16 protein-coding genes and 1 riboswitch are annotated in these 18,569 nt (G+C 34.5%); of the genes, 6 read left to right on the top strand and 10 right to left on the bottom strand.

Annotated elements, in window-relative coordinates:
- Window positions 1-11: 11 nt before the first annotated feature.
- The 6 genes from D8M03_RS04250 to D8M03_RS04225 form a co-directional block, all read right to left on the bottom strand.
- The gene (locus tag D8M03_RS04250) at window positions 12-1,313 is read right to left on the bottom strand and encodes a protoglobin domain-containing protein (RefSeq protein WP_414674144.1); all 1,302 of its coding nucleotides are present in this window, start codon (window positions 1,311-1,313) and stop codon (window positions 12-14) included.
- A gap of 360 nt (window positions 1,314-1,673) precedes the next feature.
- Window positions 1,674-2,501, bottom strand: a complete 828-nt coding sequence (locus tag D8M03_RS04245) for an undecaprenyl-diphosphate phosphatase (RefSeq protein WP_121213456.1) — start codon at window positions 2,499-2,501, stop codon at window positions 1,674-1,676.
- Window positions 2,502-2,585: 84 nt separating this feature from the next.
- Window positions 2,586-3,668 carry a metallophosphoesterase gene (locus D8M03_RS04240; RefSeq protein WP_121213455.1) on the bottom strand — a complete coding sequence of 361 codons (1,083 nt, stop codon included), beginning with the start codon at window positions 3,666-3,668 and terminating at the stop codon, window positions 2,586-2,588.
- 193 nt (window positions 3,669-3,861) lie between these two features.
- Window positions 3,862-6,057 (bottom strand): HAMP domain-containing sensor histidine kinase, encoded by a 2,196-nt coding sequence (locus tag D8M03_RS04235; protein ID WP_121213453.1) that lies wholly within the window; start codon window positions 6,055-6,057, stop codon window positions 3,862-3,864.
- Between the two features lie 147 nt (window positions 6,058-6,204).
- On the bottom strand, window positions 6,205-6,903 hold the full coding sequence (locus D8M03_RS04230) for a response regulator transcription factor (RefSeq protein WP_121213451.1): 699 nt from the start codon (window positions 6,901-6,903) through the stop codon (window positions 6,205-6,207).
- 150 nt (window positions 6,904-7,053) lie between these two features.
- Window positions 7,054-7,947 (bottom strand): DMT family transporter, encoded by an 894-nt coding sequence (locus D8M03_RS04225; RefSeq protein WP_121213449.1) that lies wholly within the window; start codon window positions 7,945-7,947, stop codon window positions 7,054-7,056.
- A 137-nt stretch (window positions 7,948-8,084) separates the two neighbouring features.
- Here D8M03_RS04225 and D8M03_RS04220 point away from each other — a divergent pair, with 137 nt between their 5' ends.
- The gene (locus D8M03_RS04220) at window positions 8,085-8,315 is read left to right on the top strand and encodes a MerR family transcriptional regulator (protein WP_121213447.1); all 231 of its coding nucleotides are present in this window, start codon (window positions 8,085-8,087) and stop codon (window positions 8,313-8,315) included.
- 86 nt (window positions 8,316-8,401) lie between these two features.
- Here D8M03_RS04220 and D8M03_RS04215 read toward each other — a convergent pair whose 3' ends face one another.
- From D8M03_RS04215 to D8M03_RS04205, 3 genes are all read right to left on the bottom strand, one after another.
- A complete protein-coding gene (locus D8M03_RS04215) occupies window positions 8,402-9,388 on the bottom strand; it encodes a homoserine dehydrogenase (protein WP_121213446.1) in 987 nt (328 codons plus the stop codon).
- A gap of 349 nt (window positions 9,389-9,737) precedes the next feature.
- Window positions 9,738-10,127 carry a hypothetical protein gene (locus D8M03_RS04210; RefSeq protein WP_121213445.1) on the bottom strand — a complete coding sequence of 130 codons (390 nt, stop codon included), beginning with the start codon at window positions 10,125-10,127 and terminating at the stop codon, window positions 9,738-9,740.
- A 296-nt stretch (window positions 10,128-10,423) separates the two neighbouring features.
- Window positions 10,424-11,725 carry an O-acetylhomoserine aminocarboxypropyltransferase/cysteine synthase family protein gene (locus tag D8M03_RS04205; protein ID WP_121213443.1) on the bottom strand — a complete coding sequence of 434 codons (1,302 nt, stop codon included), beginning with the start codon at window positions 11,723-11,725 and terminating at the stop codon, window positions 10,424-10,426.
- 119 nt (window positions 11,726-11,844) lie between these two features.
- Window positions 11,845-11,961: riboswitch (SAM riboswitch) on the bottom strand.
- A gap of 143 nt (window positions 11,962-12,104) precedes the next feature.
- Between D8M03_RS04205 and D8M03_RS04200 the strand changes: the two genes are divergently transcribed.
- From D8M03_RS04200 to D8M03_RS04190, 3 genes are all read left to right on the top strand, one after another.
- On the top strand, window positions 12,105-12,737 hold the full coding sequence (locus D8M03_RS04200; RefSeq protein ID WP_121213441.1) for a glycerol-3-phosphate acyltransferase: 633 nt from the start codon (window positions 12,105-12,107) through the stop codon (window positions 12,735-12,737).
- A 201-nt stretch (window positions 12,738-12,938) separates the two neighbouring features.
- On the top strand, window positions 12,939-13,673 hold the full coding sequence (gene nfsA / locus D8M03_RS04195; protein WP_121213439.1) for an oxygen-insensitive NADPH nitroreductase: 735 nt from the start codon (window positions 12,939-12,941) through the stop codon (window positions 13,671-13,673).
- Window positions 13,674-13,821: 148 nt separating this feature from the next.
- Window positions 13,822-14,256 carry a hypothetical protein gene (locus tag D8M03_RS04190; protein ID WP_121213437.1) on the top strand — a complete coding sequence of 145 codons (435 nt, stop codon included), beginning with the start codon at window positions 13,822-13,824 and terminating at the stop codon, window positions 14,254-14,256.
- Between the two features lie 20 nt (window positions 14,257-14,276).
- Here the strand turns inward: D8M03_RS04190 and D8M03_RS04185 are convergent, their stop codons facing one another.
- A complete protein-coding gene (locus D8M03_RS04185; RefSeq protein ID WP_121213436.1) occupies window positions 14,277-15,962 on the bottom strand; it encodes a hypothetical protein in 1,686 nt (561 codons plus the stop codon).
- 172 nt (window positions 15,963-16,134) lie between these two features.
- Between D8M03_RS04185 and pepT the strand changes: the two genes are divergently transcribed.
- Together pepT and D8M03_RS04175 are read left to right on the top strand one after the other, a co-directional pair.
- Window positions 16,135-17,364, top strand: a complete 1,230-nt coding sequence (gene pepT / locus D8M03_RS04180) for a peptidase T (protein ID WP_121213434.1) — start codon at window positions 16,135-16,137, stop codon at window positions 17,362-17,364.
- Between the two features lie 149 nt (window positions 17,365-17,513).
- Entirely contained in the window at window positions 17,514-18,485 is a 972-nt protein-coding gene (locus D8M03_RS04175) for a DMT family transporter (RefSeq protein WP_121213432.1), read from the top strand.
- The last annotated feature ends 84 nt before the right edge of the window (window positions 18,486-18,569 follow it).

Raw genomic sequence — 18,569 nt, 5'->3', positions numbered from 1 at the left:
ATTTTTTTTGTTTAGAAAGCAACGATCGTTTCTTTTAATTTAGATGCAGCTTCTTCAAGTTGTTCGGTTGTATTTCCAATTCGTTCAACGATTTGTGATAACTCCTCAACCTGTTGACCAACACTTTCAAAATCTGAAATCGTTGTTACAACTGTGGATGATATTTTCTCAAAGGATTCAAGGGATTTTTCGTTTTGCTCCATTCCATTTTGAACTAACTCTTGAATATGATGAATGGATTGAGTAACTTCAGAAGTTACTTCACTAGACATCCCGATTAAAGTTGCAATCTTTTCAACTGATTGTTTTGTTTGGTCTGCAAGTTTCCGAACTTCATTTGCAACTACTGCGAAACCTTTTCCGTGTTCCCCTGCTCTTGCTGCTTCGATTGCTGAGTTAAGCGCTAACAAATTAGTTTGGCCCGCAATGTCTTTAACAATTTCAACAACAGCTTGAATCTCTGAAGAAGATCGATTTAAGTCTTGTACCATTTTAGTCATTTGAATGGTTCTATCATTGATTTCTTTCGTTTGATCACTTAAATATTGAAGTTGTTTATAGCCCTCACTAGAAGCTTGTCTAGTATCCTGGGCATCTTGAATACTATTTTGCAATAATTCATTCACACTTTTCGTATTAGTAAACAGTTCTGATACTGCGTCATTAGTAGCAAATGATTGTTCTTCTAAGGTTACTGAAATGTTCCCGATAATTTCTTTCACTTCATTTCTAACCTTTTCTTGTTCCTTAACAGAAACACTTTGTGCAACACGGTCATATTCATCTAATACGATTTGTTGTTCTAGATTACACACTTTCCTTATAGCTTGGAATATTTTTTTCTGCTCTACTTCTAGCAAATTTAAGTCAGAAACAATTTCTTGCACTTTTCCTTCTAGTTTTTGGAATGAAGCTAAATACCATTTTGTTGTTAATCCAATTAGAACATGTTTATTTGCTACTCTTCTTCTAACTTCAATATAGTTTTCATCAATTCGGCCTGCAAACATTTCAATAAGATGATGTCTTAAAGTATGGCTTAGTCTTTCTGATGTACTATATTTCTCAATCATCTGTTTAAACTCTGGTACATTTCCTATTGTTCCGTAAAAAGCATCTACTACCTCTTTTACTCTTGGATCAATAAAAGGCTTAACCGCACGAATTGTTTGTAAGTCCTCTTCAGTTAAACCAATTATATCCAATTGCAACTGAAGTTTAGGATCCTCTACAAATATACCTACATTTGAAAATCTTTCATTTAAAATTGAGTTTCGACTTTCCTTTTTTTTAATAGCAAACAAATTACTCACTCCCAATTTTAGGGTTAAAGACTCTAGAAAATATAATTATTTTAGTAGAATTTTAATATATACGAACTTTTAACCTATTTACAATATATGCAATATCTATCATTTATTCAAGTTATTTATGAAATTAGACTTAAATATTGACGTATTATTGAACACATTAAATGATATTAGGTATATTGTCACTATTAAAAAGGAATAATTGGTAATATTGCGTAATTTTATTAAAACGGGAATTTTAAAAGGACTATGCAGATTGCCTTCTGCATAGCCCTTACGATTAATTATTAGATTAATATTCAAGAGTATCACTCCTGAAATTATTATTCTATTAGCAATTAAATTATACAACAATAGTGAATTTTACAGATATAATACAACAATTAAGATAGCCGCCAAAATAATTCGATATATTGCAAATGGTACTAATTTAACTCGAGAGATTAATTTTAAGAAGAACTTAATCGCTATTAATGCAAATACAAATGCACTAATAAAACCAACTACATAGAAAGAAATGTGATCTGCATTAATTTGATCCCAATTTTTTAGAAGTGATATACCACTTGCACCAGCCATTATTGGAACTGCCATAATAAATGTGAAATCAGCTGCCGTTTTATGGTCCAATCCTAATAATACCCCACCAGAAATCGTTGCACCAGAACGGGAAAACCCTGGCCACAGCGATAAACATTGGATTAATCCCACTTTAAACGCTTTCCCGTAAGATAGGTCATCTAATGATTTAATGGCTGGTCGTTTTGGAGCAAATTTGTCCGCAAAGATCATCAGGAAAGCCCCTATAATTAAACCAATGATCACAGTCTTAGTAGAGAATAAATTTTCATCAATAAAATCCTCAAACAAAACACCAAAAATACCTGCTGGAATAATCCCAATAATAACATGTCCTAAATTAAATTTACGAGAAGTTGTTTGTCCTTCTATTTTGTATAGTCCAACAAGGCTTAGCATTCGCTTCCACATAACAACTACTACCGCTAATATTGAACCAAGTTGAACAACAATTTTAAATGTATTCGCTGATCCTGAACCTAAAAATTCTTGTGTTTTTAACCATAGATCATCGACAATAATCATATGCCCTGTAGATGAAACAGGAGCAAACTCTGTCATCCCTTCTACAAATCCAAGGATGATAGCTTTTATTAAATCAAATAATTCCATAAATATCTCCTTATTATTTTCTATAAGTTCACAATTACATTACATGATGCAAGGTTGATTGTCTATCAGGCATTAATCATTTTTTTAATTGCCCTCTCCTGAAAAATTAATATCAACAATCCATAACTCCGAACGACTGCCAATTCTCATTGGTGGACCCCAAAATCCAAAACCTGAAGAAACTAAAGTATGCATATTTCCCTTTTTCATATAGCCATAATCCAGTTCAAAAATTCTATCAGTAATCAAGTTATTAGGCCAAAGTTGTCCAAGATGCGTATGACCGGATAAATGAAAATCTACTCCTGCTTCTTGAGGAAGCTCTAAATCATAGGGTGTATGGTTCATGACAATCCATGGATATTCTTCGTCAGTTGGTTTAAGAGAAGCAATTGGTTTTCGTTCTTTGTTCGTTGCATCTTCTTGTCCTGTTAAATATAAACGGTCGCCAACTAAAATGGTTTCATCCATTAATATTTGTACATTTGCACCCTTCATTTCTTCAATAAATAACGGAATTTTTCCACCATAATATTCGTGGTTTCCTAACACCCCATAAACACCATATGTTGCATGTAACTGTTTCATCACTTCATCCATGCCCTCTTCGACAAACCAAATCGGATCATCATCTACTATATCGCCGACAAGTAATATAGCGTCTGGTTTTGCTTTATTTGCTAGATCAACAAATCTTTGTAGATGCCCTTTATTCGATAAAATACCTAAATGAAAATCAGATGCCATGACTAAACGTAATGGCTCTCCACTCTTATCGATAGATATTTCTAAATGTCGTGTAACAGGCGAGTAAGCATTATATGTACCAACACCAAATAAAATAACGAGTAAACCAACAACAATTGAACCCATAATCTTTACATTTTTTAGTGGTGTTATGAAGATAATGATGTTTACAATCACACAAAGTATAAGGCCATATTCAAAAAAGAACATCCAATAGTTCCCCACAATAGCTAATGGAGATAGCCAACTTACTTGGGCGAAAAACGGACTAAATGCTATTATAAAAAAGACAACCCAAAATACTACCGGCCATCTAAATGGACGAAAAGATCCTATCCACTTTTTTAAATTCCAACCTAAATATGCACTTATAGCACCATATATTAATACAGCAATGATTATACCCGCAAGACGCCCCATAAATTTCCTCCTAAGACGTAATCTTTACAAAGTATATCATGGTAATTGACGATGTTCATTGAAGGTGGCATCTGAAAATTTATTTTGAGACGCCACCATGTGATGAGGATGGTTCAACCACTGATATTAGCACTAATAAGTATTGGAAAAGGCTGTGCAGAAATCTACATTTCTGCACAGCCCTATACACTTACTAACTCACAGGTACTGTAATCGTTACTTTAAATAAATCACCATCTACATCAATTTTTAATCTGCCATTGTGCATATCAACTATTGATTGTGCGATAGCTAACCCTAAACCTGAGCCATCTGTATGTCTTGAAGTATCTGCTCGTTTGAATCGTTCAGTTAATTCCTCTACATTTTCACCCAGCTCATATTTCGCAATATTTTTTACCGTAAACTCTGCATCCATACCCTTTTGAGTTAACGTCATATAAACTCTAGTACCCTCTAAAGAATATTTCAATGCATTGACTACTAAGTTATCCAGCACTCTCCACCATTTTTGGCCATCCACATTTGCATAAAGTGGTACATCTGGCTTTGTTATGCGAAGATCTAAATTTGCATCTCGGAAAGCTTCTTCATGTTCTCCAACTGCTTGTTGCATTAGTTGGGTTAAATCAATACGTTGTTTATTGAGTTCTATATTTCCACTTGCCATTTTTGACACTTCAAACAAATCTTCAATTAATGTTTTTAATCGCGCCGATTTTTTATCAAGTACATCAATGTACTTATTACGCTCTTCTTCAGATAAATTAGGATTTTTTAGCAAATCTGTATACGTAATAATTGACGTTAATGGTGTACGTAAATCATGACTTACATTTGTTATAAGTTCTGTTTTTAATCGTTCACTTTTAGCTTGTTCTGTTAAGGATTTTCTTACTCCTTCACGTAAATGGTTCAAGTTTTCTGCGTGGTTTGCTAATGGTGATTTCCCTTTTACTTTAATTGGAGTCGTTAATCTGCCCTCTGCCATGTCCTTCGTTTGTTTCATTATCAAGTTTAGGTATCCCATACGACGAAGGAAGATTATCAGAGCAGGTAATCCTATAAAGAATAGTAGAACAACATATACAAGTAGTAATCCACCATCCAACATTGATCCAGCAAAGCCTATTCCTGATAAAAATGTAATTACCATTATTATGACAGATTGTATACCAATTGAACGATTTAAAAATAAATCTTGTATTCCATCTGCTAATCTATATAAAAACGCTTGTTTAAATTCTTGTTTAAATTTTTGTGCATTGCTTAAGCATTCCTTAATCCATACTACTCCTAATACAACAATCGTAATTGAAATAAAAAGTAGTATAAAATTAAATAGTACATCTACTACATAATTGGTTAAATTATAGTAGTAAGTAACATTACTGATAAGATTACTCATCGAATCTATCAATGCATAAGCAAATAAAGCTGAAGTCAATACGATGACAATTCGAACATCAATCGGTACTCGTAAAAACCACTCTTTTAATCTTGATGAGAAATTAAAGTTTTTAAAAGAAGGTTTTGCAATAGTAAACAAAGCTATTATTGTTAAAATTCCAGTAGCCCAAATGGAATAAAAAATAATTTTAGCCACTGTAAATGACTTATACTCTGTACCAAATTGAGTTGCATTTAACATACTTTTAGGAATACTAATACTCCCTTCAAATTGAACTGTCTCGTAATTAAACTCCATTTGATTAATTAATGTAACACTATCATAGTTTCCATCAGAACCAACATAAAAATAATTATTTACTGTAAAATACGGTTTTTGATTACCATATTTTTCGGAAAAAATTGTTACATTAGAATTTCCTGAATCAAAGTGTTCACCAGTATCTACATTGACCAAATTATAAGAGAAATAACCATAGTTATTTAAAAATTCCTTCGCTGCTAACTTCTCTTCTTTTGCAAACTTTTCAATGAGTTGTTCCTTTTGTTTTCTTATTTTTTCTTCCACATGTTTATCATCGGAGAAATTCTCTTTTATATCTTCTATCTTAGCATCACGTTCTGCTATTAATATTTCTTTTAATTGTGCGTCCCCAGATTCATCCGCTTGTAAAATTCGATCACTATATTGCTCGCGAATATTTGCTACTTGTTCGGATAATGTACCGTAATAGTTACGATGAAAGTCAATTTCTTCTTGTGTAACTGTAATCGATTCTTTTGCTTTTTTCTCATCAAACGGTTGCAACACATAACGTCCAAGCTGTTGTTTAAAGTCTTCCTTCGTCATTTCAAAATTAGAGGATTCGAAATAGTTGCTGCCTATATATTTATGTGCATTGAGAATAAAGAGCACGCTAGAAAAAACTACCCACGTAATTAGAAAAAGAGAGAGGAGTGATTTAGCATTTAACTTCATTTATATTTTCCTCCTCAAAATAGTTTTATTAATAATTGCATTGCATTATCATAATGTGAACTTAAAAACTTCCATGTGGCAAATCCGATATACCCCATCCCAATAATGCTCGCTATTAGGCAAGTAATGGTAATGTAAGTCTCAATTTTATTTTTCAATTTTATATCCAATGCCCCACACAACCTTTAAAAACCTTGGATTTTTAGGATCAGCTTCGATTTTTTCACGGATTTTTCGGATATGCACTGCCACTACATTTTCTGCGTTATAAGCTTCTTCATTCCATACCAATTCATAAATCTCGTTAATTGAATATACTCGTCCAGCATTTTTTAATAAAAGCTCTGTTATTTTGTATTCAATGGGTGTTAGTTTTACAAGTTCCCCATCTAAGCGGACTTCTTTTGCATCCACATCAAGGGATAGCCCATTCACTTCAACTTTTGATTTGGATTGTCCATCATACGTTCCTAACTGGACATATCGTCGTAATTGCGATTTAACACGTGCTAGTAATTCTAACGGGTGGAAAGGTTTTGTAACATAATCATCTGCCCCAACCGACAACCCGTGGATTTTATCAGAATCCTCTGCCTTAGCGCTTAACATAATAATAGGAATATTTTTTTCTTCTCGTATTTTAAATGTTGCCGTAATTCCGTCCATATTTGGCATCATTATGTCTAATATGATTAAATGAACTTCATTTTCCTTTAACAACTGTAATGCCCTAAGTCCATCAGCAGCTTTTAAAACATTATATCCTTCATTTTTTAAATAGATCTCTATGCCATCTCGAATGTCTTGATCATCATCTGTCACAAGTACCGTTAATTTTTTCTCCACTGACCTCACCTCATCCCTTTTTCTTATGTTTCCATCATAGTTTTTGAATCTTAATAACTGGTTATTATAATTCTGAAGAAATTCTTAAGATTGTATGTAACATTTAATAAGTTTAATAAGGACATGCTAAGTTTGCATGTCCTTATCCTATCAACTTGAGGGTTCAATTTCCTCATTTATAGCGTTATGTGCTTTTCTACTACCTAATGTTAAAACAATAATCCCACCTAATAACATCGCTACGCCTACCCATGATGTAGGACTTAAATATTCCCCGACTAGAAAGACTCCGAGAAGTGCAGCTGTTAATGGTTCAGCTAAGGATAATGTAACTGCAGATGAAGAGCTAATTTTCTCTAAACCACCTAAAAATAATATATAAGCTACACTAGTTGCTGCTAAACCCATAAATACGATTGGAAATAGGTTTTGCTTATCCATCGCCCAAGACACTCCATCACCAGAAAAAGGTAATAACATAATAGAGCAAATAGAGAAAGTCATTGCTACTGCTGGTAATGTTTCTTCATTTTCCGTTAACTGCTTACTACAATTCGTATAAAGCGCAAACATAAACCCTGCACATAAAGCGAGAAGAACGCCTATCGGATGCACTGTAGCTTCCCCACGGTTAACAAAGAGCAATATACAACCAACGATAGCGAGAATAGTTGCAATTCCCCAAACTCTATTTGGTTTGCTCTTCCAAATAGCCCACTCAATGATTCCCGAGAATACTGGAGAGCTTCCAATTGTAACAACTGTACCAACAGCGACTCCAGTAAATCGTACAGATGTAAAAAATAAAGATTGGAATAAAGCAATAGTTAATGCAGCGAGAATTGTCCATTTCCACGACCATTTGCGAAAATTAATTTTACGCATGAACAATGCTGCTATCAGGAGTACCCCTCCCCCAATAAGTGAACGTACCCCCGCTACGGCAATCGGTGATATCCCTTCTTTCAGGAACGTTTGTGTTGTACCTACCGTTCCCCAGAGAATCGCAGCAAGTAACACAAATATATATGGCAATAAATTCAAACGAGAACATCCCCTTAAATTCATAGTTTACTCTATATTGCAATACTACCATTTTTTAGAGGTATATCAAAATAGGTTACGTAGAATGTTATAATAGAGAAAATCAACGGAAATGAGTTTGATAGGAGAGCTTAAACATGTACAAAACTGTAGCTGAAACTGCAAAAGATATTTCAATGCCGGAAGATCAAGTACTCCGCTATATTTATGCTGGACGAATTAAAGCGGTTTACGATGGTGAGCAGTATTTGATCAATAGCTCGCAATTTGATACTTATCATGAGCAATTGGCACGCATAAAGGAAGAGATCGAAATTTGGCGAAACACTCCAATCCCAGAAGACATTGATGTAAAAGATGAGGATTAAAATTCCGCTCATATTCAGCTAAAGCGTATATAAAAAACCATCCTGAGGCGTCAAGTTGATAAACCGAACGCAACAAGATGGTTTTTTTATATTGTCACGACAAAGCCCGCACGTTTGCCGATAATTTCTGCATAATCTTCTACCATTACACTTGCAGTAGGGTACATACCTGCACCTGGTCCTACTAAAGTTAAAGTCCCGATATAATTTGTCTCCATTGTCACTGCATTAAACACATCATCAATTGGGTACAATGGATGTTCTTTATCCACTACCATTGGTCCAACTTTCGCAATGATTTTCCCATCCGATAGACGTTCAACTTCTGCTACGTGACGATAACGTAATCCTTGTTCTGTCGCTTCTTTTACTTGTTCAGAAGTAATTCCATCTATACCAACGACTTCAACATCAGCCCAATCTGGTTGTTCTCCAAAAGCTAAGGCTGATAAAATCATTAATTTTTTGAACGCGTCTTGCCCTGATACATCATTATATGGGTCAGCTTCTGCATAACCTAAGTTTTGTGCTTCACGAAGCGCTTCATCAAAAGACCAGCCTTCTGCACGCATTTTTGTTAAAATATAATTTGACGTACCATTTAAGATACCTTGAATTCTAGTAACATCGTTAACTAGTAAAATGTTTTTCATTGTTTTTATAACAGGAACACCGCCAGCAGTTGTTGCCTCATAACCAACGAATACACCATTTTGCTTTGCTAACTCTTGCAACTCTAACCCGCGCTTTGCAAACATCACTTTATTTGCTGTAACTACATGACACTTATGTTCTACAGCCTTTTTTAAATAAGAATAGGCAGGTTCTTCATTTACGATTGCTTCAAATACTACTTGAATTCCTTTGACTGATAGAACATCATCTATACTATCTGTTAGCAAGTGTGCTGTACCAGGTACACGTTCTCTCGTTGTATCACGAACTAAAATCTTTGCTACTTCTAATTCAATACCTAGTTTATCTCGAAGCTCCTCTCTTTTTTCATTTAATATATGATATATCCCTTGCCCTACTGTGCCAAAACCTAAGATGGCCGCCTTTATTGTTGCCATTCCTATACTCGCCTCCATCTTTACTATACGTCCTTCTATTTCATATGCTCGTTAGATAAACCTATTTTACAAATATAAAAACAAATAATTCGAAAAATTTAACTTAAGAGAATTTTATCTTATATTCAGACGGAACTCAAGGAAATTCTTCTCATGATGGACAATTGTTTTTTTAAGAAGGTCAGAAAAATTCCAATTTACTTTTAATGCATAATATATTTATTCATTAAACTTTACATTAAATAATGTTCTTATAATGCCCAATTACAACCACTATTTAAGAAAATAAAAAACTGCCTAAAATGCACATTCAGGCAGTAAAAGAGATGTTATAAAGGGAAATGTTTAATTAAGATACTTTTCTAATAAGGCTCGCTTTATACTTATTTATTATTTCTTTCATAATATTTTCTTCTTCCATCGTAAAACGTGGTACACCATATGTTCTGTAAACTAACTGGAACTGACCGAATTCTAGCTCCCAATCCTTCGCAGGTTCATCAATATGACTCTTTCCATACTCTTCGTATGCATCTTTCACTTCTTTCACAATATACCCATTTTGAGCGAAAGAATGTACTTGTTCAGAAAATGCGTTATGACCATATATTTTATTCCACACCGTCGCAACATCCGCTAATAGATGTTGTAAAGCATCAGCATTAATAAAAATATGTTGTTCGTTTAATTCAAAAATAAAATAAGCTGCGATATTTTGTGCACTATAGATATTTCCCATTTTACAACACTCCTTCATCTCTCTAGGGGTGTAGCAGTTGTTGGGGGACAACCGCTACAGTTTTCTAATTTCATATATATTCAAAAGCTAGGGGATGCTTTGAACGCGATTTTCAATTATTTACCTATATTATAAGACCGATAACCTTAATTGTCAATAAAACAAATGAATTTACTAGGTTTTAAAATAAAAAGTAAGTAGCCTAATGAACGGCCTTTAGTTTGGTTGGCGAAAACCAGCCTATTCACGAAATGATGTGAATCAGACAAGCTTCACCAAGCGAACTAAATTACTTTTTATGCATTTGTTTGAGTAACACCTTCAACAGCTACAGCTAAAGCTTGTTCTAAATCAGCAATGATATCTTCAACGGCTTCTAAACCAATTGATAAGCGAATGAGCTCTTCAGATACACCTGCAATTTTTAATTCTTCAGCAGATAATTGTTGGTGAGTTGTTGAAGCTGGATGAATGATTAATGATTTTGCATCTCCAACGTTTGCTACGTGAGAGAATAATTGAACATTATCAATCACTTTGCTTCCTGCTTCTCGTCCACCTTTAATGCCAAATGTAAGCATAGAACCGAAGCCATTTTTTAAGTACTTTTTCGCTAATGCATGCGATGGGAAGTTTTCTTTCCCTGGATAGTTTACATATTCCACAGATGGGTGGTTTTCTAAAAACTCTACAACTTTCTCTGCATTCTCACCGTGTCTTGTATAACGCAAATGAAGCGTCTCTAAACCTTGTAAGAAGTTAAATGCAGCATCTGCACTTAATGTTGGTCCAAAGTCACGTAGTAATTGAACACGCAATTTTGTAGCAAATGCAGCTGCAGCAGTGTCAATTCCATAACGTAAACCATGATAAGACTCGTCCGGCTCTGTAAATCCTGGGAAGCGACCTTGTGTCCAATCGAACTTACCAGCATCAACGACAATGCCACCGATCGTTGTTCCATGTCCACCAATCCATTTTGTTGCAGAGTGAACGACAACATCTGCACCAAATTCGATTGGGTTTGATCCGTATGGGGATGGGAATGTATTATCGATAATTAGCGGAAGTCCATGCGCATGAGCAATTTCCGCAACTCTTTCAATATCTAAAACATTTAAACTTGGATTACCAATTGTTTCAGCATAGATTGCTTTTGTATTTTCAGTAATTGCCGCTTCAAAGTTTTCTGGGTTTGATTCATCAACAAATATTGTTGTAATTCCGTAGCGTGGCAGTGTATTTGCAAACAGGTTATATGTTCCACCGTATAATGAACCAGCAGCTACAATTTCATCCCCTGCCCCTGCAATGTTTAAAATGGAGAACGCTATGGCAGCCATCCCTGAAGATACAGCTACTGCTGCAGTTCCACCTTCTAATTTGGCAACACGTTGCTCAAAAACATCGACTGTTGGGTTCATAATTCGGGAATAGATATTACCTGGTGTTTCTAATGCGAACAGTTGACGAGCATGCTCTGTATTTTGAAACGCATAAGCAGTCGTGCGATAAATTGGTACAGCAATTGCACCTGTTACTGGATCTGGTTTTTGTCCACCGTGCAATAGAATTGTTTCTGGACGTTGTTGTGACATGTAATCTTCCTCCTAGTTTTTATTCGATGGATGATCGCATTTAATAAGGAGGACTTTATTTAGGGAAAAACAAAAAGCCCTCTTATATAAGAAGAGGGCTGCTAGTTGCATTTTTCCTCCCCTTATCTGTCAGATCAATCAAAATCTGTAGGAATTAGCACCTTAGTAAACACTTTATGTATTCACTGGTTGCCGGGCATCATAGGGCCTATTCCCTCCGCCACTCTGGATAAAGGTATTTGATTCATGTTCCATCGTTGTACTTACTATAAAGCATAGTAATCAACTCTGTCAACTATTAATTTTAAATTTTTTGAAACTTCTTTCATTTCATCAGAGTATAATAGAAATAACATCTATTGGAAAGGAGTTTTTCAGAATGCTAGTTACTTTGTTTTCCGTTCTTATAGTTGGTTATTTAATCGGATGCATTCATGGTTCTAACTTCGCTAAATTATTATCCGGTGTAAATTTGAAAGAAGTTGGTCATGGAAATGCCGGAGCATCAAATGCAGTATTATCTCTCGGATGGAAATATGGTGTACTTGTTGGAATAATTGATATTGGTAAAGGGATCGTCGCAATCATTCTTGGTCAATTTTTACTTTTAAATTATACTACCTTTACCACAGAGCAAATTTCAATACTTCTTTATTCCATCGGAGCCGCTGTTATTTTAGGACATAATTTCCCCGTCCATATGAATTTCCGCGGTGGAAAAGGTACTGCATCTTTAATCGGCATATTCATTACACTTAACTGGCAGATGGGGTTAATTGCAGTATTGCTTCTTATTGTCATTTCCCTTATATCAAATTATTTAATTATCGGTGTATTTGCCCTTTATTTGATATTTGCTATAACTGCTATCATACAAGAACCAACAATCTGGCCATTTTTCATAACATTATCTTTATTTGTTATAGCAATCATCTTACATGTTGAAAATCTAAACCGAATGCGTTTAGGAACAGAACCAAAAATTACGTCTGCTTTTAACAAAAAACGATAAATTAACAAAAATGCCGTAAATTTAACTTCAAATTAACTTTACGGCTTTTCACCTCTCCTTCCTCCTCGGTAAAACACATTTTGAAATTACCCTCAATCCCCTATTTTGTATTACATTTCAAAATAGTCTAATATAGCTTTATAGGGAATATTTCTCTAATTTATTCTATTTACTACATTACATACAAAGGGGAGTTTTAGTATGTCAGTTAAAGAGGTATTACGTAGTCATTCATCTGTTCGAAAATACACTGGAGAACAAATTCCAAAAGAAACGGTTATTGATCTAATCGAAACTGCACAAATGGCAGCAAGTTCCCATTTTGTTCAAGCCTATAGTGTTATTTGGGTAACTGATGAAGAAAAGAAACAAAAACTAGGTGAACTATCTAAGAATGAATTTCAGTTTAAAACAGCAGGTGCTTCATTTTTATTTTGTGTAGACTTTAAACGTCTTCAAATGGCGGGGCAAAAACATGGAGTTGAGATTGTAGCAGACAGTGCTGAAAATGTACTTGTTGGGGTTGCAGATGTATCAATTTTTGCTCAAAACTTCGTAATCGCTGCAGAAGCAGAAGGTTATGGTATTTGTTATATCGGGGGTGCACGTAACAACCCTGCTGAAATTAGTGAATTATTCGATTTACCAGATTACGTTTTCCCACTCTTTGCTATGACAATTGGAAAACCTACAAAACGCAACGAAACAAAACCAAGATTACCTGTCGGAGCAATCCTTCATGAAAATAGTTACAATACAGAAAAATACAATGAACTGTTAGATGAATACGATTCCATTATGGAGAACTACTATGCAAGTCGCAGTTCAAACCAAAAGATGTCTAATTGGACAAAACAGATGGCGGATTATTTAATTGAGCAAAAACGTCCTTACATGAAAGAGTTTTTAGCATCAAAAGGATTTAATTGGAAATAAATAAGAATTTATAGGGAGAACTTACCTGTTTATATAGTTAAATGGTAGGTTCTCTTTTACATAAATACGGTAATATAGTAATCTAATAATTCCCCGATAACTTTGATAAACTACTAGTATTATTTGTAAGTTTAAAGGGGTGTTATAGATGTATCAAAATAGACAGGTCGCATTGTCTTTAGAGAGACAACAGAATAAAAAAATACGACATTATTATCGTGTTTTAGCAGACATTAATTTAGAACTTGCAAAACTTCACAAAAATATAGAATTGAAAATTAATAAAGAAGCCTATAAACACATTACTGAATTTGTAAATCAATATATTTCTTATACAACGGTTTGGAATATTAAATTTATCTACAATTTGGAAAGCCCTGAAGTGGCATTGATGCAAATTTTCCATTTAGAATATATTTTTAAACACGAACCAGAAAGTCGCTTTGTACATGAGCGACAGATATTACAAAAGAAAAAGAATCTGTTTGATAAATTAAAACCTTACACAAAAGAACATGTCCAGCTAAGAAAACAACGATTGATAGATTATCTCAATGAAAAAGAGAAAAACCTGACAAGATAATGCCCGGTTTTTCTCTTTTTTTAGTTAGATACAACACCTTCGATTTCCATCTCTTTTACAGGGAGGAATAATTCTTTCGTATTGTAGTATATTACTACAACCTTGTCACCTTCTTGTAAATAAATTGAAAGTGGTGTATTTTGAGAACTTACTATAAAGTTTTGCCCCGTGTTCAATAAGAACGAAACAACTGTATAATCCCCTACACGTTCTTTATAAACACGTACAACTTCACCTGAAATTGTAGCTTCTTCAGCACTTGAAGTTCCATCTACAGATCCCCCACCTCTTCTTAGCGCTGTCTTATACTGTTTCAACGCTTCGTTCGGTGTTACACCATATGCGGAAATTTCAGGATTTGCAGCTGATACAATAAAGTAGTTTTGTAAAAAACCGTTTGAGTCTAATACTGGTGCTAGCCAACTTGCTTCGCCATAGAAGTTATAAAGAATCGGCATTTCACCTTGCCATTCCTTTTCAATAAACTTTTTCTCAATAATATCTAAAGCACCTTGAGAATCCATATATGATTCTTCCAAGTTACCTGTATAATACGTTGCTTCACCTGTTCTTGCATGAGTTAAAGAATAGCCAAGCATTGAATCTACGCCCTCTTTTGGACTCGTGAAATCAGTGAAGTAGTACATTTCCCCATTCTCATTAAAGATAGGACTAACATTTGCTTCTGTTCCTTCATCTGAAGGTAACTTCACGTCCTTTTTACCAAACATACTATTCCAGAAGCCATGAACATATTTACCAAAATAGCTATTTTGTAAACTTACCGCTTCTGGTGAAACCGCACCATCAATAAACTCTGGTACTTCATCTATTGTTAAATTCTCTGAATCACCAGTTGCCGCATCCACCATAACGATTCCCTTCACATCAAAACCATTTCGAGCAGAAATGAAATTACCATAAGAGCGGATATAGTACGGTTTTCCATCGTCATCGATTTCAAGCTGTGGTTCTCCGTAGAAAATTAACGTTGGGTTTTGCAAACGAATATGTCGCTCTAAATTTTTATTTAAAAATGCTGAAGGTACATAAGTCATTTCATATTGAACAAACTTTGGATTGTCTGTTGAATCAGTAGCGCTCATTGTAAAATAGCCTGGTGTTGTTTTTCCTGTGAACCATTTAAAGAATCCGGAAAACTCAACTGGTGCAATATAAACAAATTCACCATTTACCTTTTGTATTTGTAAATTACCAAGTTCATAGTAACTAGTATTTGGGACTTGCCCAAATGCTTTTTTCATTTTATTTTCTGCAAAACGTGGTGGTACACTTGCTGGAGTTTTTGTTTCATCAAATGGTTCAATTTCAACCTTTTCCTCCATTTTTGCAGATTCATACTTATCATTCGCATTCCAAACCGAAGCGGATAGCATATAGCCAAGGACGATCAAACTTAATAAAAAGATTAAACCTTTAAATGTTTTTTCTATACCTGATGAGATGATTGCTCCTAAGAGAGCGACGATTGGTAATGCATACGCAAAAATCGTCCAATGCAGATCAATTTTAGTAATGTAAATAATTGCAACAATTAATATAAAACTTGCTATTAGAACGAAAATAAATGAATTCGCCAGTTGTTTGCTGCTAATTTCCCCTTTTTGCACCTTTTTCGAGAGCGGAACAAGAAGAAGTGTCGTGACAAACGCAGCTATTACTGCTGTTAATAACAATTGAGTCACTTAAACCACCCTTTCTTTTAATTAACTGATTTACGTAATTAGGAGCTAATTAGTTTCATATAAAATTAAATAATTTATAATGTTAAAGTGTTCATACATCTTTACAAATTATTCCGTTATCCGAAGTAAAAATGTTACAATAAATGTAACAACCATTTAAGGAGGACATTCCATGAAAGAGAAAGTAATTGAACGGTTAATTCGATATGCAAAAATTGATACAACATCTGATCCGGAAAGTTCCACAACTCCATCAACTAAAAAGCAATTTGATTTATTAAATGTTTTAAAAGATGAACTTGCGGAAATTGGTCTAACAGAAATTACACTTGATGAAAATGGTTATTTGTTTGCAACATTACCTGCAAATACAGATAAAGAAGTGCCGACAATAGGTTTTTTAGCTCATGTAGATACATCTCCCGACTTTTCTGGTACAAATGTAAATCCTCAACGTATCGATAATTATGATGGTGGGGATATCCAATTAAATGATAACTTAATCATGTCACCAAATTACTTCCCTAATTTAAAGAACTATGTTGGTCAAACACTTATTACAACAGATGGTACTACGCTTTTAGGAGCAGATGATAAAGCTGGAATTGCTGAAATCATGACAGCAATGGAATACTTAGTTCAACACCCTGAAATCAAACACGGAAAGATCCGAGTTGCATTTACACCTGATGAAGAAATTGGTCGTGGTCCCCATAAATTTGATGTGAAAGCATTTGGAGCAGATTTTGCCTACACAATGGATGGTGGTCCACTTGGCGAACTTCAATATGAAAGTTTTAATGCTGCAGCTGCAAAGGTTACTATTCGAGGAACAAGTGTACACCCAGGATCAGCAAAAAATAAAATGGTCAATGCCATCACTTTAGCAGTTAAATTCCAAAACGGTATGCCATCAGATGCTGTTCCGGAAAAGACTGAAGGTTATCAAGGTTTTATTCATTTAATGAACTTTAATGGTCGAATTGAAGAAGCTCAACTTTCATACATTATTCGTGATCACGATCGAGAAAAATTCGAAGCAAAAAAGGCTCATTTCTTTGAATTAGAAAAGTTTATGAAAGAAAGATTTGGTGAAGATTCAATCACAGTAGAAATTGAAGATCAATATTACAACATGCGTGAAAAAATTGAGCCAGTAAAAGAAATTGTAGATATTGCACATAAAGCAATGGAGAATTTAGGTATTACACCGATTGTTGAACCAGTTCGTGGTGGTACTGACGGTTCTCAATTATCATTTATGGGCTTACCAACACCAAATATTTTTGCTGGTGGAGAAAACATGCATGGCAAATTTGAATTTGTCTCAGGTGAAACGATGGAAAAAGCAACGAAAGTTATTTTAGAAATTGTTCAATTATTCGAAGCACAAGGAAAATAATTAGTTATGTGAAGTAAGTATATAGCTTACTTCGCTATTTTTTAATTATAAAATTCAGAACCCTTAGAATTTTTTATTATCTTACAGTATACTTAGGTTTATTTAAGAAAGGTATTCCTGCTATTACATTTAGGAAGTAGGTTGATAGATTGAAAGAGATTACTATAGGTATTTTAGCTTCAATATTTTTTGCGGTTACCTTTATTTTAAATCGATCAATGGAATTGGAGGGCGGGAGTTGGCTTTGGAGTTCATCTCTACGGTATTTCTTTATGCTTCCCTTTTTATTCGTGATTGTCTTATCTCGAAAAGGGTTAAAACCATTATCACATGAAATGAAAGGTCAACCAATTAAATGGTTGCTTTGGAGTTTTGTAGGTTTTGTACTATTTTACGCTCCCCTCACCTATGCAGCTGCTTTCGGACCAGGTTGGCTTGTATCAGGTACTTGGCAATTAACAATCGTAGCGGGCGTTTTATTAGCACCACTTTTCACATCAATGATTAATGGTAAAAAAGTGCGTCAAAAGATACCTGTTACTTCTCTATTAATTTCAAGTGTTATTTTAATAGGAATATTATTCATTCAAATTCCACAAGCTAAATCCGTATCTCCTAGTATTTTACTTTTAGGAATTTTGCCGGTATTAGTTGCAGCTTTCGCTTATCCTTTGGGGAATAGAAAAATGATGGAATTATGTGGTGGTCGACTTGATACGTTTCAACGAGTTTTAGGTATGACCATTGCCTCCTTACCAAGTTGGATTGTACTAGGCGTTATAGCATTGTTTACTGTTGGCCTCCCTACTCCTAGCCAAATATTGCAATCTCTTATAATCGGAGTTAGTTCGGGCGTAATTGCAACCGTATTATTCTTTATTGCAACAGATCGTTCCAGAGGCGATCAAGGTAAACTGGCAGCGGTAGAAGCAACACAATCGACACAAGTGCTGTTTGTAATTATTGGCGAAATGTTAATACTAGGCGCCCCCCTCCCAAATGCAATTGCATTAACAGGTATAGGTATTATTATTGTTGGAATGATTCTCCACAGTTACCACACAATGCTAGTAGCGAAAAAATCCAATATAAAAGAAAAACAGGCCGAGCTTCAAGGATGAGCTTGGCCTTTTCATTTAAGTAAACGTTTTATTAGGGGGGGAACGTTGCCTTATGTTATGTTTAGAGATAAACCTTTTCAAATC

The organism is Ureibacillus endophyticus (assembly GCF_003628435.1).
GTDB lineage: Bacteria > Bacillota > Bacilli > Bacillales_A > Planococcaceae > Ureibacillus > Ureibacillus endophyticus.
This window is presented reverse-complemented; position numbering and strand designations above follow the sequence as displayed.